This is a genomic window from Komagataeibacter xylinus (genome assembly GCF_009834365.1).
Lineage (GTDB): Bacteria > Pseudomonadota > Alphaproteobacteria > Acetobacterales > Acetobacteraceae > Komagataeibacter > Komagataeibacter xylinus_D.
The window spans coordinates 611673-633347 of sequence record NZ_CP041348.1; the positions used below are offsets into that span (position 1 = coordinate 611673).

Annotated in this window: 17 protein-coding genes and 1 riboswitch; of the genes, 4 read left to right on the forward strand and 13 right to left on the reverse strand. The window is 61.4% G+C overall.

Annotated elements, in window-relative coordinates:
- Positions 1–131 precede the first annotated feature (131 nt).
- From FMA36_RS02925 to FMA36_RS19115, 10 genes are all read right to left on the reverse strand, one after another.
- Positions 132–1454, reverse strand: coding sequence for a YaaC family protein (locus FMA36_RS02925; RefSeq protein WP_159260685.1), 1323 nt, complete (start codon positions 1452–1454; stop codon positions 132–134).
- A gap of 319 nt (positions 1455–1773) precedes the next feature.
- Positions 1774–2700, reverse strand: coding sequence for a hypothetical protein (locus FMA36_RS02930; RefSeq protein WP_159260687.1), 927 nt, complete (start codon positions 2698–2700; stop codon positions 1774–1776).
- A gap of 296 nt (positions 2701–2996) precedes the next feature.
- Positions 2997–4184 carry a zinc-dependent alcohol dehydrogenase gene (locus FMA36_RS02935; RefSeq protein ID WP_159260689.1) on the reverse strand — a complete coding sequence of 396 codons (1188 nt, stop codon included), beginning with the start codon at positions 4182–4184 and terminating at the stop codon, positions 2997–2999.
- Positions 4185–4378: 194 nt separating this feature from the next.
- The gene (locus FMA36_RS02940; RefSeq protein ID WP_167518001.1) at positions 4379–5101 is read right to left on the reverse strand and encodes an ABC transporter ATP-binding protein; all 723 of its coding nucleotides are present in this window, start codon (positions 5099–5101) and stop codon (positions 4379–4381) included.
- Positions 5098–6081 (reverse strand): FecCD family ABC transporter permease, encoded by a 984-nt coding sequence (locus tag FMA36_RS02945; RefSeq protein WP_159263549.1) that lies wholly within the window; start codon positions 6079–6081, stop codon positions 5098–5100. The genes FMA36_RS02940 and FMA36_RS02945 overlap by 4 nt, the downstream gene beginning before the upstream one ends.
- 35 nt (positions 6082–6116) lie before the next feature.
- Positions 6117–7169: an ABC transporter substrate-binding protein gene (locus tag FMA36_RS02950; protein WP_240906462.1), complete on the reverse strand. Its 1053-nt coding sequence runs from the start codon at positions 7167–7169 to the stop codon at positions 6117–6119.
- 227 nt (positions 7170–7396) lie between these two features.
- Positions 7397–10291, reverse strand: a complete 2895-nt coding sequence (gene gcvP / locus FMA36_RS02955) for an aminomethyl-transferring glycine dehydrogenase (protein WP_159260693.1) — start codon at positions 10289–10291, stop codon at positions 7397–7399.
- Between the two features lie 32 nt (positions 10292–10323).
- Entirely contained in the window at positions 10324–10689 is a 366-nt protein-coding gene (gene gcvH / locus FMA36_RS02960; RefSeq protein ID WP_061274479.1) for a glycine cleavage system protein GcvH, read from the reverse strand.
- Positions 10690–10737: 48 nt separating this feature from the next.
- Positions 10738–11871 (reverse strand): glycine cleavage system aminomethyltransferase GcvT, encoded by a 1134-nt coding sequence (gene gcvT / locus FMA36_RS02965; protein WP_159260695.1) that lies wholly within the window; start codon positions 11869–11871, stop codon positions 10738–10740.
- On the reverse strand, positions 11868–12008 hold the full coding sequence (locus FMA36_RS19115) for a hypothetical protein (protein ID WP_167518002.1): 141 nt from the start codon (positions 12006–12008) through the stop codon (positions 11868–11870). The genes gcvT and FMA36_RS19115 overlap by 4 nt, the downstream gene beginning before the upstream one ends.
- A gap of 116 nt (positions 12009–12124) precedes the next feature.
- A riboswitch (glycine riboswitch) is annotated at positions 12125–12212 on the reverse strand.
- Positions 12213–12338: 126 nt separating this feature from the next.
- Between FMA36_RS19115 and FMA36_RS02970 the strand changes: the two genes are divergently transcribed.
- A complete protein-coding gene (locus tag FMA36_RS02970) occupies positions 12339–12650 on the forward strand; it encodes an antibiotic biosynthesis monooxygenase family protein (protein ID WP_159260697.1) in 312 nt (103 codons plus the stop codon).
- A gap of 78 nt (positions 12651–12728) precedes the next feature.
- Here FMA36_RS02970 and speE read toward each other — a convergent pair whose 3' ends face one another.
- The 3 genes from speE to uvrA all read right to left on the reverse strand — a co-directional run bounded on the left by speE (position 12729) and on the right by uvrA (position 17397).
- The gene (gene speE, locus FMA36_RS02975) at positions 12729–13589 is read right to left on the reverse strand and encodes a polyamine aminopropyltransferase (RefSeq protein ID WP_159260699.1); all 861 of its coding nucleotides are present in this window, start codon (positions 13587–13589) and stop codon (positions 12729–12731) included.
- Between the two features lie 136 nt (positions 13590–13725).
- Positions 13726–14190 carry an adenosylmethionine decarboxylase gene (speD, locus tag FMA36_RS02980; protein WP_025437442.1) on the reverse strand — a complete coding sequence of 155 codons (465 nt, stop codon included), beginning with the start codon at positions 14188–14190 and terminating at the stop codon, positions 13726–13728.
- 159 nt (positions 14191–14349) lie between these two features.
- Complete coding sequence (gene uvrA / locus FMA36_RS02985) at positions 14350–17397, reverse strand: excinuclease ABC subunit UvrA (protein WP_159260701.1); 3048 nt, start codon at positions 17395–17397, stop codon at positions 14350–14352.
- Positions 17398–17666: 269 nt separating this feature from the next.
- Between uvrA and ssb the strand changes: the two genes are divergently transcribed.
- The 3 genes from ssb to coaD all read left to right on the forward strand — a co-directional run bounded on the left by ssb (position 17667) and on the right by coaD (position 21656).
- Complete coding sequence (gene ssb / locus FMA36_RS02990; RefSeq protein ID WP_159260703.1) at positions 17667–18212, forward strand: single-stranded DNA-binding protein; 546 nt, start codon at positions 17667–17669, stop codon at positions 18210–18212.
- 161 nt (positions 18213–18373) lie between these two features.
- Positions 18374–21151: a DNA gyrase subunit A gene (gene gyrA, locus FMA36_RS02995; RefSeq protein WP_159260705.1), complete on the forward strand. Its 2778-nt coding sequence runs from the start codon at positions 18374–18376 to the stop codon at positions 21149–21151.
- Positions 21144–21656 carry a pantetheine-phosphate adenylyltransferase gene (gene coaD / locus FMA36_RS03000; RefSeq protein ID WP_159260707.1) on the forward strand — a complete coding sequence of 171 codons (513 nt, stop codon included), beginning with the start codon at positions 21144–21146 and terminating at the stop codon, positions 21654–21656. The genes gyrA and coaD overlap by 8 nt, the downstream gene beginning before the upstream one ends.
- Positions 21657–21675 lie beyond the last annotated feature (19 nt).

Below are 21675 nucleotides of genomic sequence, written 5' to 3' on the forward strand. Positions count from 1 at the left end.
CTCTGAGCAGCGTTCGCATAGCGGACATACTCGGTTCCAGCTTAACGCGGCCGCTTCGGGCCGATAGCGCTCGCCGTCATGTCAGACGATAAGGGGATCAAGCTATTTTTCACAAAGTGGTCACATTCGCTTTATATTGTATAAGGAATAAATCTTGAAGATGCTCTCAAAATTACAAGCATAAATTTTCTTTGAAAAGAGGAAAAATAATGCCTTGTGAGAAGAGAAATATTTGATGAAACCTCATTCAATAATACGCTACCCCATTCGTCAGGGCGATACCTCATAATGTTAGAAAATATACTTGTAATCAAAAAGTGAACGGCAATTTCTGGCAACATAACCGGAAAAAACGGATTTTCAACAAACCATAAATTTCCTCTAAGATCGGTATAAATTATTGCATTTAACTTGGATGAATTAGCCGCAGGCACCGTAACGATTGTTTTCCCAAACCGCTCAGTCACATTGAACCCATTAAACGCTTGCTCAATTGATGCGCTTGAGGGGCGTGTTTCACCATTACCAATCTGAAATTCCCAAGTAACACTTCTAATATTGTTTGTGCTGGAAATTTCCATTGGAAAGCATCGGCTTTTATTTCCTGTAGTTAAGTGGTAATAATCAGCCATTTCAGGAATCATACTAAGTAAAGTTCCTAAGCTTACATCAAATCTATTTTCATAGAAAGCAATTAGGGAATGAGAGCAATCTATATTAAAAGAAATACCAGGAGCTTTAATTAAATGAGTCGGAAATGCACTAACTAAATCGCTAAAAGTACCACGAGCGCAATCGCCACCAAATTGCGCTTGGATACTGGCCGGAAGATATGCCATCCCATGCGAGCCCGGCAACATATCTTTTCTATAACGGAATGGACTATTTAAAACAATCACACCATATGTATAGGCAGTTAATGCATAGAAGAAATTAAGTGGTTTAACCATTAAAGAGCCATTTCTTCCCGAAAGGAAGAGCTCTCGACCTTGGTTAAAGCAGTTTTTTAATTTTGCGGCTTCTTCTGCTGATATTCCTGCATTTGAACTATTTCCAATAGATGCTTTCCTTATCTTGTATAGTTCTCTTATTTCAGTAATATTCTCTAAACTCTCCGCTAGTTCGAGAGCGGCATCATCAAAATCGAGTGGTTCGATTGGCAACAAACTTAATGGATCTTCACGTGAGAGACGCCTTTTAATTTCATTATGAAGAAGATAGGTATTTTTGGACGGTAAAAGAGCGGGATCTTTGATATCTAGCAGACCATTTTCAATTTCGAATTTGCGCAAGCTGCCAAATTCTCTTTGCTTATCTTTTTCTAATGTCTTCCATTTTCCAAGAATACTATCCTTCTCTTGCAGAAGAGACTCGTAATCAGGGGTTGTAGAAAACATTGGCTGGTTAGATGCAGATGTCTTTTTTAGTTTATCTTGAGAAATTTCTTCAAGCATTTTCAGTAATATTCCAATATTTTATCATTAACAATGATTGAAACAATTTTTTTGCAGTTATTATTAGGTGATAGCATAGAGTATCTCGTTATAACAGAAAGCCTAGACTGTCGCAAACCTGCAATATATGAACGACTGCTTTCTGTTGATGGTACCCGAAAGGTGACATTCAACTCCCCTCCCCAACGAAGTCTGTACAATTGCCGGGCGTACTCCGCTGATGACGTTTCTACGTCTTCGACGAAAGCGAGGCTTATTGAGGTTGCAGAACAGTATCGAAACCGCTGCTGCGGTCCGGAAAACCTTTGTTTGAACCCGCCTAACGTAAGTTAGGATGATTGATGGGCGTCCACGTGGTCGACTGCTGGGGGACTACGTAACAATCTTCTATTGGCCAGGGTTCGCCTTCGACCGTAATTGAGCGTTTAAGATCATCGGACAGTCCAGCTTCACCACACTGTGCTACGAGTAGTATCGCACAGGCGGCGACCGCCTCAATGGCATTACAGAGGGATGCACGTTTGAACTGGCCCTCTCGGTCGTGCTTCACTGCGTTGTATGCGTCATACCATTTGAGTGACACTGTGGGCTTATCGCGAAGCCATTCTGCGAAAGGCTTAATTTCGTCCACTTCGGGGTAGCGTTTGAAGCGGACCGAGTAGCTGCGAAGTCTTAGTGGTTCTGCAAGTTTTATATAGGAAAGAGTGTTTTTGCGCTCATCTTTATTACCATTTGAGACCATGATTCCGGCCATGTGCATTTCGACTTCGGTCGCAGCTAGAATAAGAAGATTGCGAATTTCATGGCCATAAACTTCAAGAGTAGCCTTAGATGGCTCTACGACACGGCAAATCGCGGCAAGATCAGAGACTAATGCTTCCAACTGCGTTTGAGCACTGCGAAAATAGCGTTGTTCGTTGTTGCAATCTGGCAGTCGTGCTTGGACGGTACAGAATTTATCGAGGAGGCCTCCGATAATTGGGCATGCCATGCGGGGGAAGAATTGGCCTGGAGAGTGACGTAGAGGCACGAATGGTCCCGGCGCCTCCAGTCCGTCCAGCCAAGGCGTTTCTTCCCTTATTGCGTCCCAGACAGTTCCACCAGATTTGGCATGGAAGCAATTACCCGGTCCATTCTCAGTGTTCGCTCTGCCCATAAGAAGTGCGCGACTGTTGGTGAACTTCCATATCTGGAGTTCATCCTCGAGGGGGCGAGCAAACCACTCATCGGCTGGGGTGTTTGTCATCACTAAATCAACTCTGTTCGGGATATTCCTGACGGGCAGGATAGGCGATTTTGTAAGAATGCGTTTTCATGGCTCTTTTACGACCAGATTACGGGACAGCGGTATCAGAAACCGTCCGCACGCAGCAAATGGTGCGGGCACGGATGAATGTCCCATGAGTTGAAACACAGTTCTCCGCAAGCTCTTCCAAAATTTCAGTTGAACTTCGACTGCCCCCCACCTGGCAATGCGGAAGGCCACTTCTCGCCTATTCCACTCTAATAGAAGACAGTCTGCTGCCCCCCCAAACCCGCCTATCACCCATTCCCATGCGGGTAAAACACCACCTTGATGCAGTCATCCTTCTTGTCGCGGAATTTCTCATAAAGGGCTGGCCCCTCCTCAAGATCGGCCGAACGATGGCTGATAACGAAGGAGGGGTCGATCTCTCCCTTCTCAATACGCTCAAGCAGGGGCTGAAGATATTTCTGGGCATTGGTCTGTCCCGTGCGCAGGGTCAGGCCCTTGTTCATCAGCAGTCCGATCATGACTGGCCCGAGGGCGCCTGCGTAAACGCCGGGCATCGACACGATGCCGCCGGGGCGGCAGCCCAGAATGGCCTGGTTGAGGGCAAAGGGCCGCTCGAGCGTGGTGGCCGAAAGCAGGGCCGAGCCGACCTTCTGCATCATGGTATCCGCGCCATGGGCTTCCATGCCCACCGCCTCGATCACCGCATCCGGCCCCAGCCCGTGGGTCATTGCAACGAGGGTCTCCTGGATGTTCTCGGTGCCAAAATCGATTGTCTCGGCACCCGCAGCCCGCGCCATGGCCAGCCGCTCGGGCACCTGATCTATGGCGATGACGCGCCTGGCCCCAAGCAGAAAGCATGAGCGGATCGACATCTGCCCCACCGGGCCGCAGCCCCATACGGCGATGGTCTTTTCGGCCTCGGGCGTAATGTCGCAGTATTCGGCGGCCTGATAGCCGGTGGGAAAAATATCGGACAGAAAAAGAACCTGATCATCACTCAGCCCTTCAGGCACGATGATCGGGCCCACATCCGCGTGCGGCACCCGCAGGTATTCCGCCTGCCCACCGGGAAAACCACCCGTAATGTGCGAATAGCCAAACAGCCCTGCCAGCGGGTAGCCGAATGTCTCGGCCTGCTGGCGGCCATTGGGGTTGGTGCGCTCGCAGCAACTCCAGTTGCCCCACCTGCATTGCCGGCACGCCCCGCATGAGATGGTAAAGGGCACCACCACCCGGTCGCCTACCGTAAGGCGGGTGTTTTCTCGGCCCACCTCGACCACTTCGCCCATGGTTTCGTGGCCGAGGATGTCGCCGCACTGCATGGTCGGCATCATGCCGTCCATCAGGTGCAGGTCGGAGCCACAGATGGCGCAGGCCGTTACCCTGATAATGGCGTCATGCCCATCCATAATGACAGGATCAGGCACGCTTTCACAGGTGATCTTGCCTTTTTTCTGCCAGGTCAGTGCTTTCATGGGAAAACGTCCTGCTTGAGGGGAATATCAGGCAGACGCATGGGGGGCGGTATGGTTTTCTGGCCCCCATAAAAGAGAGATCCTGTTCAAAATAGTCCTGATGAAAAACCGAAGTTTTCGGGTGCCCCCTTTTTTCAAAAACACGGCGTTCTTGGAAGTTTTTTGAAAAAAGCTTCCCCAAAAACTTTTATTCTCTACCGCGGGGCATAAAGCTGCTCCAGCATGGGAGCGTCAAGCACATCGGCTGCAGGCCCGTCCGCCATGATCCGCCCCTGTCGCAGTGCAATGGCGCGGTCAAACACGCGGGCGGCGGCAAGCGGGTCGTGCGTGGTGGCCACAATGGCATGGCCCTGCGTGGCGAGGTCGTGCAGCAGGGCGTAAAGCCGCTGCTTCTGCCCGTAATCCAGCCCGGTTTCCGGCTCATCGAGAATGAGCGTGCGCGCCCCCTGCGCCAGGGCACGGGCCAGCAGGACCGCCTGCCGCTCGCCGCCCGAAAGTTCGGTATAGGGCCTGTCCGCCAGATGGATGATGCCCAGCGCGTGCAGGGCGTGGGTGACTTCATCGCGGTCATGGCGGGGCAGGCCCAGCGCAAAAGGTGTTTCCGCCAGGCGGCCCATGCCCACGATGTCACGCACGCTGTAGGGAAAGAGCGGCACATGCCCCTGCGGCACATAGGCAATGCGCCGCGCCACCTCGCGCCGCGTCCATGCCTGCATGGGCTGGCCCTCCAGCAGCACCTGCCCTGCCTCCGGTCGCGTCAGCCCCAGCAGCAGGCGCAACAGCGTGGTCTTGCCCGCGCCATTATGGCCGAGCAGCGCGGTCATCTCCCCTGCCCTGATGCCGAACGAAAGGTCATGCAGCACGGTGCGCCCGGCATGGCTGAAACTGACATGATCCATGCTCAGCACAACACTCATGCCCGCCACCCCCGCCGCAGCAGCGGCAGCACGGCCACGAACAGCGCCACGCCGAGCAGATCGGCAATCAGGCCCACGGGAATTTCCTCAACTGAAAGCGTGCGCGCCAGATCATCGCACACCAGCAGGAACATGCCGCCAAGGCATGCGCTTGCAGGCAGCACCCGCATGTTGCACGGCCCCACCAGCAGCCTTGCCACATGTGGCACCACCAGCCCCACCCAGCCAATCATGCCCGCAACCGAGACCGTGAGTGCTGCCAGCACTGTTGCAGCCCCAATCACGCCATAGCGCAGCGCCATGACCGGAATGCCCAGCGTGCGGGCCTCCTCATCGCCCATGGCCAGGCCATCGAGCATGCGCCCGCAGGCGCTGAGCAGCACGATGCCCACAACCACCGGCCCCACCATCATGCCCAGCGCGCGTGGCGTGACCTGTGTCAGGCTGCCCAGAAGCCAGAACACGATGTCAGGCAACTGGTTCTGCGGGTCAGCCACGTATTTGAGCAGCGACAGCAGCGCCGTAAACAGCGCCGAACTGATCAGCCCGCCAAAGACCAGCATCAGCACGGAAGCCGCATCAAACAGATGCGCCACCCCCACACCACAGGCCACCGCGAGCAGCCCGCCGATGAATGACAGCCCCCCGACACCCGCTGGCCCAAGCCCCCACACAATGCCAAGTGCCGCCCCCGTGCCCGCTCCCGCCAGCACGCCGAGCAGACCGGGCGAGACCAGCGGATTGCGAAACACCGCCTGATACGCCGCCCCCGCTACCGAAAGCGCCGCCCCTACACAGATCGCGCCCCCAATGCGCGGCAGGCGCGCGCCAAAGATCACGCTATGCACCATATGCGCCTGTGGCGTATCGGCCTGTGCCACCAGCCCCATGCTGGCAGCCAGCGCATGCAGCACCTGCACGGGCTGCACCGCAAAGCGCCCGATACAGGCCGAGAAAACCGCAAGCCCCATCAGCCCCATGGCCGCGAGTGCTGCAATCGTCAGCCCGCGCAGCCTCAAGGGGCGTTACCCGGCACGGGCTGTGGCGGCAGGCCTGCAAGGATGCGCTGTGCGTCGTTCTCACCCAGATTGTAGTGGAAATAGGTGCGGTAGAAGTCCCGCGTCAGCGCCACGGGGTCGATGTCCGCAAACAGATCGGGGTGCAGCGTTTTCGCGGCCCAGCTGATCTGGAGCGGCAGTTCGCTGCCATAGCGGTCCCACGGGAACACGCCGGATGGATTGGCATGAACGCGCCCGTTGCGCACGGCATCCAGCCGCTGCCACAGCCCGCCATCGGCAGCGGGATCGATAGTGCCACAATCGGGGCCGAGGATGATGACATCGGGGTTCCACGCCGCCACCTGCTCGGGGGTGACCGGCTTCATGTTGCCACTCACCCCGGTTGCGGCATTGCGGCCGGCCGCCAGCGTGATCCATTCATCCACGATGCTGTCCGCCCCATCCACCCGCAGCGGATGCAGGGACTGGATGTGCAGCACGCGCGGGCGCGCGGCCTCGGCCACATTGGCAAGACGCTCCTGCACGTCATTAACCGTCTGCTTCATCATGGTGCGGTAATGGGTGGCGGTGGCGTGCGCGTGCTCGGTGCCCAAAGCCGTAGCCGTCATATCCACCACGCGCAGCAGGCCATCGACATCCTGAAACGAGGAGACAAGCACCGGAATGCCCACCGCGCCAAAGGCTGTAATGGCAGCCGAGGCCTGCGGCACGAACACAAGATCCACCTGATCACGCAGCAGCGATTCCGCATTGACCTGCGGCCCGTTGACCACCCGCGCCTGCGCAAGCGCGGGAAACACCCGGTACATCCACGGCCGCGCCTGCGGGCTGTCCACCGTCATGACAATCTGCTGCACGCCACCAAGCATCAGCAGCAGTTCGTTATGGGCGAACCACAGATCGGCAATGCGGGCGGGGTGATCGGGCACGGCCTGCGCATGGCCTGCCATGTCCGTTATCTCGCGCGCGCCAGCAGGCGTTACAGCAAGGCCCGTTGCCACGGTGCAGGCCCACAGTGCCGTGACTACAGTCGATCTCCCCCAGTTCACGGTCCTGTCCTCTCTACTGGCCGGTTATTATATCCTTGCAGATATATAGACTAACCGGCCCGGCGCAATCAGCCCCGCAGCGGTTACCTGAAAAGGCCATCCACAAAACATCTCGAAAACATAAGGAAGTTTTTGATGAAGCTTTTTTCAAAAAGCTTAAAAAAAATGCCGCCTTTTTGAAAAAAGGCGGCATTCGGAAGCTTTTAGTGTTTTTTCAAATCTGCCCCTCAGGCTTCATAGGTACTCATATCAGGGCAGGAGCAAATGAGGTTGCGGTCGCCATAGGCATTGTCCAGCCGGTTGACGGGCGACCAGTATTTGCTCGCCGGATGCACCCCGCCGGGCAGGCAGGCGCTTGCGCGGTCATAGACACGTGCCCAGTCGGGGTCGGTCAGGTCTCGCACGGTGTGCGGCGCGTGGCGCAGGGGGCTTTCCTCAATGGTGAGTTCGCCTGCCGCAACCGCGCTGATCTCCTTGCGGATGGCGATCATCGCATCGCAGAACCGGTCCAGCTCTGCCCGGCTTTCGGACTCGGTCGGCTCGATCATGAACGTGCCCGCAACCGGAAAGCTGACCGTAGGCGCATGGAAGCCATGGTCAACCAGCCGCTTGGCAATGTCATCGACCGTAACACCCGTCTCGTCCTTGAGGGGGCGCAGGTCGATGATGCATTCATGCGCCACTCGGCCATTGGCACCCTGATACAGCACCGGGTAATGGGCCGAAAGGCGGGTTGCAATGTAGTTGGAGTTCAGGATCGCGACCTCGGTGGCGCGTTTGAGCCCGGCATCGCCCATCATGACCATGTACATCCACGAAATGGGCAGCACATCCGCCGAGCCAAACGGTGCGGCCGAAATGGCATTGGCCTCGCCATTGTGCGGCGCGCCCGGCAGATAGGGCGCCAGATGCGCGCCCACCCCGATCGGCCCCATGCCGGGGCCACCACCGCCATGGGGAATGCAGAAGGTCTTGTGCAGGTTGAAATGGCTGACATCGCCGCCATAAACCCCTGGCTGCGCAAGGCCCACCTGCGCGTTGAGGTTTGCGCCATCAACGTAAACCTGCCCGCCTGCCGCGTGCACCAGTTCACAGATCTCGCGCACGTTCTCCTCGAACACGCCATGGGTGGAGGGATAGGTGATCATGATCGCGGCCAGCGCATCGGCATGCTTCGCAATCCGGGCCTTCAGGTCCTCGATATCGACATTGCCGTTGCTGTCGCACGCCACAACCACCACCTTCATCCCCGCCATCTGGGCGGAAGCCGGGTTGGTGCCATGTGCGGAAGCCGGGATGAGGCACACATCGCGCCCCATATCGCCCCGCGCGCGATGGTAGCCGCGAATGGCCATAAGCCCCGCGAACTCACCCTGCGCACCCGAATTGGGCTGGAGCGAGACTGCCGCATAGCCGCTGATCTGGCACAGCATGCGTTCAAGGTCGGCAAACAGGCGGGCATAGCCCCGCATCTGGTCGGCAGGCGCGAAGGGATGGATGTTGCAGAATTCCGGCCACGTAATCGGCAGCATCTCCGCCGTGGCGTTGAGCTTCATGGTGCACGAACCCAGCGGGATCATGGAACGGTCAAGCGCCAGATCACGGTCAGCCAGGCGGCGCATGTAGCGCAGCATATCTGTTTCCGACTGGCAGGCCGAGAAGATCGGCTGGGCCAGAAGCGCACCCGTGCGCACAAGGCTTGCGGGGATGGCGCTGCCTGCGGCGGCAAGCCCGGCCTCGATCTGTGCCGCGCGGGCGGCATCGCCACATATGGCAGCCCATATGGCGCGTACCGTGTCCGGTGTCGTGGTCTCATCAAGGCTGATGCCGACATGCGCCCCGTCGACCCGGCGCAGGTTCATGCCCGCATCAAGCGCGCGCGCCATGACCGCATCGGTCTGTGCGCCGGTATTGACGGTGATGGTATCAAAGAACGCCTGCGTCACCACCTCGGCACCAAGAGCGCGTAGCCCTGCGGCGAGGATGGTCGTCAGCCGGTTGATGCGCGTGGCAATCGCCTTCAGCCCCACCGGCCCATGATACAGCGCATACATGGACGACACGATGGCCGGCAGCGCCTGTGCCGTACAGATGTTCGAGGTCGCCTTCTCGCGGCGGATGTGCTGCTCGCGTGTCTGGAGTGCCAGACGGTAGGCGGGCTTGCCGCGTGCATCGATCGACACGCCCACAATGCGGCCTGGAATGTTGCGGCGGAAGGCATCGCGCACCGCCATATAGGCTGCATGCGGGCCACCGGCCCCCATGGGCATGCCGTAGCGCTGCATGGAACCGACTGCAATATCGGCCCCCAATGCACCGGGGCTTTGCAGCAGCATCAGCGCCAGCGGGTCGGCGCACAGGGCGGCGACGGCACCGGCTTCATGCAGCTTTTCAATCCACGCGCGCGGGTCACGGATTTCCCCCGTCGAGCCGGGATACTGGAACACCGCGCCAAACACGGCCTGCGCATCGAGGTCGGTGGCAGGATCGCCCACCACAACCTGCCAGCCCAGCGGCTCGGCGCGGGTGCGGATGACGGCGATGGTCTGCGGGTGGCAGTTGACATCGACAAAGAAGGCATTGGCCTTGCTTTTCGCCACGCGGCGGGCCATGGCCATGGCCTCGGCTGCGGCGGTGCCTTCATCGAGCAGCGAGGCGTTGGCGACGTCCAGCCCGGTCAGTTCAATGACAAGGGTCTGGAAGTTGAGCAGCGCTTCAAGCCGCCCCTGGCTGATCTCGGGCTGGTAGGGCGTATAGGCCGTGTACCAGGCCGGGTTTTCCAGCACGTTGCGCTGGATCACGCCGGGCAAGATGGTGTCGTAATAGCCCTGGCCGATCAGCGAGGTCAGCACCCGGTTCTCGGCCGCAATGGCGCGCAGGCGGGCCAGCGCCACATGCTCGGGCACGCCTGCGCCAAGGCCCATGCTGCCTGCAAGGCGGATGGAGCCGGGCACGGTCTGGGCCATCAGGATGTCGAGCGTATCCGCACCCACCACGCGCAGCATGGCCGCCACGTCATTTGCATCGGGGCCGACATGCCGGGCGCAGAACGCCCCGGCGTCAGCGCCTGTATCTTGCCACAGGGAAGAAGAACCGCAGGAAGAAGACGTCACGGCCAGCATACTCCGTAAGAGGTGGGAACGAGGGGGAAAAATCAGCCAACCAGCGCAGTGTAGGTGGCGTGGTCCATCAGCCCTTCAAGCTGGGTGGCGTCGGCCACGGTCATGCGCACGATCCAGCCTTCGCCCTCGGGGTCGCGGTTGATGAGGGCCGCGTCATCGGTGAGCGCATCATTGAAGGCCAGCACGTCGCCCGTGACGGGGGCATAGATGTCGGATGCCGCCTTGACGGATTCGACCACCGCCACGCTGTCGCCCTGCTCCACGGTGGTGCCGGGGTCGCGGGCTTCGGAAAACACGATTTCGCCGAGTTCATTGGCCGCGTGCGCCGTAATGCCGACCACGGCCACATTGCCTTCAACGCGCAGCCACTCATGTTCCTTGGTGTAATAGACGGTCATGTTCGTGCTTCCTTGATGTGAATATGGGTTTGAAAAAACAGCGAAAAACTAGCGCTTGAACGTGGCTGGCACGAAGGGCAGCGCCACGACGGACACAGGCAGCAGCCGCCCGCGCACGCTGGCAAACAGCCGCGTGGCCACAACTGCATGATCAGTCGCCACGTAGCCCATGGCCACCGGACCACCCACGCTCGGGCCAAACGCACCTGAGGTGACACGCCCCGCAGGTATCTGCCCCGCCTCATCGGCAAACAGTTCCGCCCCGCCACGCACCGGGGCGCGGCCTTCGGCGCGCAGGCCCACGCGGCGGCGCGTGGTGCCATCGGCGAGCTGGTCGGCCACGACCTGCGCGCCGGGGTAGCCACCCGCGCGCGCGCCACCGGGCCTGCGGCTTTTCTGGATGGACCACTCAAGCGCGCCTTCCACCGGGGTGGTGGTCAGGTCGATATCCGCGCCATACAGGCAAAGACCTGCTTCAAGCCGCAGGCTGTCACGCGCGCCAAGGCCTACGGGGGCCACATCGGGCTGGGCCAGCAGGGCGCGGGCCACGGCCACGGCGCCCTCATTGTCCATGCCGATCTCGTAGCCATCCTCGCCGGTATAGCCCGAGCGCGAGACAATGCAGCTTGCGCCTGCGAGTTCCATCTGTGCCACATCCATGAAGCGCATGGCGGCGGCGGCAGGGTTCAGGGCAACGAGTGCGGCCTCGGCGGCAGGGCCCTGGAGTGCGATCAGCGCGCGGCTATCGAGCATCTCGACCGTGCAGGTTTCGTTCAGGGCCTTGTGCACATGGGCGAAATCGGCCGCCTTGCACGCGGCATTGACCACGAGCAGCAGCCAGTCCCCCATGTTGGTGACCATCAGGTCATCGCTGATGCCGCCATCATCGGTGGTGAACACGGCATAGCGCTGGCGGCCGGGCCTGAGGCCCACAATATCGGCAGGCACCAGTGCCTCAAGCGCATGAGCGGCATCGGCAATGTTGCCCGAGCGCGGGCGGATGCGCACCTGCCCCATATGCGAGACATCGAACAACCCCGCCTTGCTTCGCGTGTGCAGGTGCTCGGCCATGACGCCGGCAGGGTACTGCACCGGCATGTCATAGCCTGCAAACGGCACCATGCGGGCGCCGAGTTCGATATGAAGGTCGTAAAGCGGGGTGCGCAGCAGGGGCTGGGTCATGCGGGCTGGGCCTTGTGCAGGTCCGCAGGCACGCGCGCGGCCCCGCATGCCGGGCATGCGGGCAGGCAGGCACGAAACGCGCCAGCGGAACAGATCGGGGGAAATGCGGAGAACACGGTAACGAACAACGTAGGCATGCGGGACTCCTGTCGAATCCTGTGTGGATTCTGAAGTGCCCCTTCTGTCGCATGTGCCTGAGATCGCTATCCCGTCGGCGGGCATCCGGGTTGGCGGACACCTCTTTCCAGAAGTCTTGGCCGACCGGTCCTTTGGCCTGAGAGTTTCCGGGGCGGTTGCTCCTTCGGCGCTGGCGCGGGGCCAGTCTCTCCCGTGTCGACAGAGCTGACTTGACATGACCGGATGCGCCAAGTCAATCCATGAAAATGCGCCATGGTCGTGCACACCATGACACCGCCCACCGCAGGCATTACGTTCTGGGCCTGTAACGTAAAAAGGATGATCCCTTCATGACCACAAGCCCGCTGACCATCGTGGCCGAATTCCGCATTCCCGCCGAACACCGTGACCACTTTCTCGAACTCTGCGCCTATGACAGCGCCCATTCGGTCGCTGATGAAAGCGGCTGCCAGCGCTTTGAAGCCGTCTGCCCGCTCGATGACCCGCAGACCGTGATCCTGGTGGAAGTCTATGATGATGAAGCTGCCTTCGAGGCCCATCTCGCCACCCCGCATTTCAAGGTGTTCGAAGTGGCCGTGAAGGAGCTGGGTGCAGATCTGGTCAGCCTGCGCAAGACCGCCCGCATCGCGCCCCGCGGCTGATCACCTGCCTGCAAGCGCAACAAAAAAGGGCCGGAGGGTTCATACCCCTCCGGCCCTTTTTTTATCTGTGCACCACGATCAGCGCGGCAGGTTCTGCGCGATATAGGGCGGCAGGACGAAGGAGGCGACATGCATCTCCGGCGTCCAGTAGCGCGTGTCTGCAATGCCCGCCTTCTCGGCGCGCGCACGGATCACGTCAGCCGACTGCCGGCCCGGCACGGTGCCCTTGGCGGCAACGCCCAGCGTCATGAACCCGCCCACATAGGTCGGCACGGCGGCAACATAGGCCGAGACATGATCGAAGAACTGCGCACGCCGCGCACTGGTGTCACGCAGTTCATCAGCCTGCATGAACGGCACGCCGCACTGGTTCACGATAATGCCGTTGGCCGTGAGGATACGCGCGCAGTGCCTGTAGAACGAATCGGTAAACAGCACCTCGCCCACGCCGATCGGGTCGGTGCTGTCGACGATGATGACATCGAATGATCCATCGGGCGCATTGGTCACGTATTCAATGCCGTCACCCACGATCACCTCGGCGCGCGGGTCGTTCCAGGCATCGCCCGCAATGCCGGGCAGGAACTTCTTGGACAGGTCGATGACCTCGCCATCGATCTCGACCATCACGGCCTTTTCCACCGTGCGGTGCTCAAGCACGCGGCGCAGCACGCCACCATCGCCCGCGCCGATGATCAGCACGCGCTTCGCATCGCCATGCTCGAGCAGCGGCACATGGGTCAGCATTTCCTGATAGACGAATTCATCGCGTTCCGTGATCTGGACCACGCCATCAAGCATCAGCACCCGACCGAGATCGACATTCTCGAACACAGCGATGTCCTGAAACTGGCTTTTGGTGCGTGCCAGCAGCTTATCCACGCTCAGTTCCTGCCGCCAGCCTTCATACAGGCCTTCGCTGATCCACTCACGGGACATGACCAACCCCCTTTTCCGTCCTAATCGATGCACATGAAAAAGCACGGGCCGGAAATACATCCGGCCCGCCACTTCGACTTTGTTTTACTGAAAAGCATGCCAGGGCGCACAGACACGCCACCCCGGCCACAGCCACTTAAAGCTGCACGCGCCCACGGCGCTGCTCGTCCACCTCGATCCGGCCCGCCTGGAACAGGCGCTGCATGACCGGAATGGCAAGATGCGGATCGCACGCCCCACACATGAAAATATCCACGGCGGCAAAGTTGCGCTCGGGCCATGTGTGGATCGAGATATGACTTTCCGCCAGCACGACCACGCCCGACACGCCACCATTGGGCGTGAAGTGATGAAAGTGACTGTGCAGGATCGTCGCCCCTGCCGTGACGGCAGCCTCGCACAGGGTACGGTCGATCTGTTCCGGATCATCGAGATTCCGGGCATCCCATAGATCGACAAGAAGGTGCGTTCCCGCAAACTTCATTCCGTCTTTCTCGACGAAATAATCCTTCCGGTCGTCCTCGGACGAAAACGGCGCTGAAGAGATCTGGTTATCGCTCGGGTGTTCCGAGACCATCCCCAGTTGAGCAAGTGCGTTCATCACGTACCCCCAAACCAGTAGACAGCCTGTTGGGCAGAATTGCCCCCTTGGGCCAAGAGAGGCGCTGATAGGGCCTGCGGGCCTTGAGGTGCAAGTGTTTTTCGCAGCTTGCGAAAAGTTTTTTGCACCCACCGCTCAACCATCAGCACAAAGTGGTGTCTATTTTGCCGGTTTGCGCTTCGCTTTTGCCGGTTTTTCTTTCTTTTTCGGGCTTTCGGCCGTTTTGGTGCCTGCTGCCACTGTGGCTTTTTTGCCGCGCAACCTGCGCGGCGCCACAGGTGCAGGGGGCGAATCTTCCACCGGCACGAGCGGCCTGTTTTCCAGCAGCGGGCGCAGGAATCGCCCGGTATGGCTCTCGGGTGTGGCCGCCACCTGCTCGGGCGTGCCGCAGGCCACGATGCGGCCACCGCCATCGCCGCCCTCCGGCCCCATGTCGATCACCCAGTCAGCGGTCTTGATCACCTCGAGGTTATGCTCGATCACCACCACCGTGTTGCCCTGATCAACGAGTGCATGCAGCACCTCGAGCAGCTTGCGCACGTCCTCGGTGTGCAGGCCGGTGGTGGGTTCATCAAGGATGTAGAGCGTGCGGCCCGTGGCCCGGCGGGCCAGCTCCTTCGACAGCTTGACGCGCTGCGCCTCGCCGCCTGAAAGGGTTGTGGCCTGCTGGCCCAGCGCCACGTAGCCCAGCCCCACCTTCTGCAATATGGCCAGCCGGTCGCGGATGCGCGGCACGGCGGAGAAATAGGGCAGCGCCTCGTCTACTGACATGGCCAGCACATCGGCAATAGACTTGCCGCGGAACTTCACGTCCAGCGTCTCGCGGTTGTAGCGCGCGCCCTTGCAGGTATCGCAGGTGACGAACACATCTGGCAGGAAGTGCATCTCGATCTTGAGCACGCCATCACCCTGACATGCCTCGCACCGCCCGCCCTTTACGTTGAACGAGAAGCGGCCGGGCTTGTAGCCACGCGCCTTGCTCTCGGGCAGTTCGGCAAACCAGTCGCGGATGGGGCCGAACAGGTCGGTATAGGTGGCGGGGTTGGAGCGCGGCGTGCGCCCGATGGGCGACTGGTCGATGTCGATGATCTTGTCGAGCTGGTCCAGCCCGTCGATGCTGGCATAAGGCGCCGGATTCTGCCCCGAGCCCATCAGCCTGCGTGAGAGCGCCTTATACAGCGTGTCGATCACCAGCGTGGACTTGCCGCCACCCGACACGCCGGTCACACAGGTAAAGGTGCCCAGCGGGAACTTTGCCGTCACGTCCTTGAGGTTGTTGCCCGTTGCCCCGCGCAGCACAAGCTCGCGCTTCGGGTCGATCTTGCGGCGCTGAGCCGGCACGGGAATGCATTTGCGCCCCGAAAGGTAAGCTCCGGTCAGGCTGTCCGGGTTCGCGGCCACTTCCTGCGGCGTGCCGGCGGCGACGATATTGCCGCCATTCACACCTGCGCCCGGCCCCATGTCGATCAGCCAGTCGGCGGCCCGGATGGCGTCCTCGTCATGCTCGACCACGATTAGCGTGTTACCCAGCTTCTTGAGCCGGTCGAGCGTGCCGAGCAGGCGCTCGTTATCGCGCTGGTGCAGCCCGATGGAGGGTTCATCAAGCACATACAGCACGCCGGTCAGCCCCGAGCCAATCTGGCTGGCAAGGCGGATACGCTGGCTCTCGCCGCCCGAAAGCGTGGCCGACCCGCGTGACAGGGTCAGGTAGTCCAGCCCCACATCATCAAGAAAGCGCAGCCGGTCGAGGATCTCGCGCAATATGCGCCGCGCGATTTCGGCGCGCTGGGGCGTAAGCGTGGCCTCCACCGTGCCGAACCATTCCAGCGCCCTGCTGATGGGCATGTCGGATGCCTGGGCAATATTCAGCCCCGCCACTTTCACCGAGAGCGCCTCGGGCCGCAGGCGCGCGCCATCGCACACATGGCAGGGTTTTTCTGACTGGTAGCGCGAGAGTTCCTCGCGCACCCACACGCTGTCGGTCTCGGCCATGCGGCGGCGCAGGTTGGTCACCACGCCCTCGAACGGCTTGGTCAGGCTGTAGGCGCGGCGGTCATCGCGATAGGTGAACTCGATGGGGTCCCTGCCGCCTTCAAGGATCACGTCGCGCACGCCCTCGGGCAGGTCTTCCCACGGGGTATCCATCGACACGCCGTAATGCTTCGCGATGGAGGCCAGTGTCTGGGTATAGTACGGGCTCTGGCTGTTGCGCCACGGGGCGATTGCGCCAGCAGCCAGCGAAAGCGATTCGTCAGGCACGATCAGGCGCGGGTCGAAAAAGGTTTCCTGCCCGATGCCATCACAGGCCGGGCACGCACCCTGCGGGGCATTGAACGAGAACAGGCGCGGCTCGACTTCCTCAAGCGTAAAGCCACTGACCGGGCAGGCAAAGCGCGAGGAAAACACCGTGCGCGGAGCGTCCTCGCCTTCCTTCGCCCCCTTCACCACCTCCTCGGCATAGACCAACCCGTCGGACAGGCCCAGCGCGGTCTCGAAACTGTCGGCCAGGCGGCTTTCAATGCCTTCCTTGACCACGATGCGGTCCACCACCGCCTCCACCGTGTGGCGCAGGCGGCGGTTGAGTTCGGGCACCTCGTCAATGGTGTAGAGCGTGCCGTCCACCTTGGCGCGGGTGAAGCCCTTGCGCTGGAGTTCGGCCAGTTCCTTCTTGCACTCGCCCTTGCGGTCGCGCAGCACCGGGGCGAGCAGCATGAGCCGCGTGCCCTCGGGCATGGCCATGACGCGGTCAACCATCTGGCTGATGGTCTGCGCCTCGATCGGCAGGCCGGTGGCGGGAGAATACGGCACGCCCGCCCGCGCCCAGAGCAGGCGCATGTAGTCATGCACCTCGGTCACGGTGCCCACGGTGGAGCGGGGGTTCTTTGAGGTGGTCTTCTGCTCGATGGAAATGGCGGGGGAAAGCCCTTCGATCGAATCGACGTCAGGCTTGCCCATCAGCTCAAGGAACTGTCGCGCATAGGCCGAGAGGCTCTCCACGTAGCGGCGCTGCCCTTCGGCATAGACCGTATCGAATGCCAGCGAGGATTTGCCCGAGCCGGACAGGCCGGTCATGACCGTGAGCGCATCACGCGGAATGTCCACATCGACATTCTTGAGGTTATGCGCGCGGGCACCCCGCACGCGAATGGACTGCTGGCTGACATGCTGACCCGCCGGAACCTGCCCCGGACGCGAAGAAACGCTCATGAACTCTCCCTGTTCCGATCCCGTAAGGGGTGCGGATGCTGGCCGCGATATCCGGCCCTGTCATATCTGGTCCCGCCGGTCCATTCGGACAAGGGCCGCACTACGCATGAGGCGCGTGGGCAGGCACTGCCCGCCCCTCGCAATTTATACGATGATCCTTTAAGATCGCTACACCTCTATTCGCCACGGCGGCCCACGGGCAGCCAACGTGGCAACCGGCGGGGGCCAGCAGGCCGCAATCCGCCGGACCCATATTCGAAGGACAGCATATGGCGGGCAGCGTCAACAAGGTCATTCTGGTCGGCAATCTGGGCAAGGACCCCGAAGTGCGGAACAGCCAGAGCGGGGCAAAGATCGTCTCGCTCACCCTGGCCACGAGCGATACATGGAATGACCGCGCCTCGGGCGAGCGGCGCGAGCGCACCGAATGGCACCGGGTCGTGATCTTCAACGACCGTCTGGGCGACGTGGCCGAGCGCTTCCTGCGCAAGGGCCGCAAGGTCTACCTCGAGGGCACGCTGCAGACGCGTAAATGGACCGACCAGAGCGGCCAGGACCGCTACACCACCGAGGTGGTGATCGACCGCTTCCGTGGCGAGCTCGTGCTGCTTGACAGCAACCGTGGCGGTGACGCCGGTGGCGGCGATGACATGGGCGGCGGCTATGGTGGCGGTGGTGGTGGCGGCTACAGCGCGCCCGCGCGCAGCCAGCCCCAGCGCAACGAGCGCCCGGCAGGCGGTAGCAGCGGCGGTGGCGGTGGCGGATGGGACGCCCCCGCCGGTGGCAGCGATCTGGATGACGAAATTCCGTTCTGATCCGCCCCTGCCCCCTGCGCGGCGCTTCGCGCCAGGGGGCAAGCCATGCTATGAGAGACGCAGGGATATGATGGCTGCCTTCCGCGCCATGCCTGCCTTCCGCTCCACCCCCGTGGCCCTCTGGCCGTGGGGATGGATAACCCTGACATGACGGAACTGCCTTGACCGAGATACCCGACGATCCCCTGCCCCCGTCCGACATGCTGCCGGTCACGATCGAGGAGGAAATGCGCTCCTCCTATCTGGCCTATGCCATGTCCGTCATTGTCAGCCGCGCCCTGCCTGATGTGCGCGACGGGCTGAAGCCGGTCCATCGCCGCATCCTGTATTCCATGCGCGAGAGCGGGTTCACGCACGACAAGCCCTACCGCAAATCGGCCCGCGCGGTCGGTGACGTGATGGGTAAATACCACCCGCATGGCGACTCCTCGATCTATGACGCCATGGTGCGCATGGCGCAGTCGTGGTCGATGCGGGTGAAACTGATCGACGGGCAGGGCAATTTCGGCTCGGTGGATGGCGATTCGCCGGCCGCCATGCGTTATACCGAGGCCCGTCTGGCCAAGGCCGCCGCCTTCCTGCTTGATGACATCGACCGCGATACCGTTGATTTCCAGCCCAACTATGATGAAAGCGAGCAGGAACCCAAGATCCTGCCCGCCGCCTTCCCCAACCTGCTGGTCAATGGCGCATCGGGCATTGCGGTGGGCATGGCCACCAATATCCCGCCGCACAACCCCACCGAGATCATCGATGCGACGCTGGCGCTGATCGCGCGCCCGGACATGACGCTCGATGACCTGCTCGAATACGTGCCCGGCCCCGACTTCCCCACCGGGGGCACCATTCTTGGCCGCGCGGGCATCCGCAGCGCGTTCGAGACCGGGCGCGGCTCGGTCATCATCCGCGCCAGGGCCGAGATCGAGGAAATCCGCAAGGACCGCAAGGCCATCATCGTCACCGAGATCCCGTATCAGGTGAACAAGGCCACGTTGCAGGAGCGCATTGCCGACCTCGTGCGCACCAAGCAGGTGGAAGGCATTTCCGATATCCGCGACGAGAGCGACCGCTCGGGCATGCGCATCGTCATCGAGATCAAGCGCGAGGCGACGCCGGAGGTGGTGCTCAACCAGCTCTACCGCTTCACGCAGCTCCAGACATCATTCGGCGTGAACATGCTCGCCCTTGATGGCGGCCAGCCGCGCCTGATGGGGCTGAAGGACGTGCTCGAGGCGTTCATCCGCTTCCGTGAGGACGTGATCCTGCGCCGCGCACGCTTTGACCTCAACAAGGCCCGCGACCGCGCCCATCTGCTCGTCGGCCTCGTCATTGCAGTCGCCAACATTGATGCCGTGATCGCGCTGATCCGCTCGGCACCCGACACGGCCGCCGCCCGCGCGGCCCTGATGGCGCGCGCGTGGGATGCAGCCGACGTGGCGCCGCTGCTCGAACTCATCCATGATGAAGGCAATGTCATCGTGGACGGCAGGGTCCACCTGACCGAAGCGCAGGCCCGCGGCATCCTTGAACTGCGCCTGCAGCGCCTGACCGGGCTGGAGCGCGACAAGATCCAGAGCGAACTCTCGGAAGTGGCGGTCAAGATCAACGAGCTGCTGGAAATCATCGCCAGCCGCCCGCGCCGCATGGAGGTGATGTGCACGGAACTCGCCACCATCCGCGCCGAACTGGCCACCCCTCGCGCCACCGACATTGCCGATTACGCCGGCGACCAGACTGATGAAAGCCTGATCGAACCCGGCCAGATGGTTGTCACCATCACGCGCGAGGGCTTCATCAAGCGCACGCCGCTTGATGTGTTCCGCGCCCAGAACCGCGGCGGGCGTGGCCGCACGGCGGCAGGGCGGCGGGGTGATGACATCATCGTCCGCTCGTTCAACGCGCATACCCACCAGTGGGTGCTGTTCTTCTCATCGGGCGGCAAGGCCTACCGCGAGAAGGTATGGCGCCTGCCCGAGGCCAGCCCCACCGCCAAGGGCCGCGCGCTGGTCAACCTGCTGCCCGACCTGGGCAGCGATACGATTACCGCCGTCCTGCCGCTCCCGCAGGATGAGGAGCTGTGGGAGAACCTGCATCTGGTGTTCGCCACTGCCTCGGGCAGCGTGCGGCGCAACCGGCTGAGCGATTTCCGCAACATCCGCTCATCCGGCCTGATCGCCATGAAGCTCGATGAGGACGATCGCCTGATCGGTGTCGCCACCTGCCGTGAAGGGCAGGACGTGTTCCTTGGCACGCGCAATGCCCGCTGCATCCGCTTCCAGATTACCGATGACACGCTGCGCGTGTTTGCCGGGCGTGGCAGCTCGGGTGTGCGCGGCATCAAGCTGGCCGAGGGCGACAGCGTGAACAGCCTGTGCGTGCTGAACCATGTCGAGGCCACGGTGGAGGAGCGCGCCGCCTACCTGCGCATGGCCAATGCCCGCCGCCGCGCCGAGGCCGCCGCCAATGGCGAGGAAGCCGAGGAGGTCGTTGCACAGGATGACAGCGAAGCCGCCGAAGACCTGCCCCTGACCCCCGAGCGCTTTGCCGAACTTGAAGCGGCGGAGGAAGTGCTGCTGATCGTGAGCAATGCGGGCTTTGGCCGCCGGTCTTCCGCCTATGACTACCGCGTGAGCGGGCGTGGCGGCCAGGGCATCAACAACATGACCTTCTCGGCCAACAAGCGCGGCAACGCGGTGGTGGCGACCCTGCCGGTGCTCGAGGGCACGGATGTCATGCTGGTGACCGATGCGGGCCGCCTGATCCGCCTGCCGATCGCGCAGGTCCGCATCATGTCGCGCCAGGCCAGCGGCGTGACCCTGTTCCGCCTGAACGATACGGAAGAGGTGACAAGCGTCTTCCCCGTGATGGATGATGGCGAAGAAGGCGAGGACGATGATGCCGCCGAGGTCGCCACCCCTGATGCTGGCAGCGATGACTGAGGCCTCTCCCGCCCGCACCGGCTTCTATCCGGGCACGTTCGATCCCGTTACCTGCGGGCATATGGATATCATCGAACGGGCTGCGGGGCTGATGGACCGGCTGGTGATCGGCGTGGCCGAAAACCCCGACAAGCACCCGCTCCTCCCCCTTGAGGAGCGGATCATGTGCCTGCGTACCGATATCGCCCCGCTCAATGCGGGGCGGAGCATTCCCATCACCGTTGTCGGTTTTACGGGGCTGGTGGTTCATGCGGCGCGTACGCATGGGGCGCATGCAATCATTCGCGGGCTGCGGGCGGTTGCGGATTTCGAATACGAGAACCAGATGTTCGGTATGAACCAGCACATGGCCCCGGACATTGACACGCTGTTCCTCATGGCGCGCGAGGGACACCAGTACGTCTCCTCACGGCTCGTGAAGGAAATAGCCAAGCTGGATGGGGACATTTCCGGTTTTGTCCCTCCCTTTACGCGCAGGCACATGCTGAGCCGCCTGCGCGGCTGACGGGCCGGGGCCGCGCCTT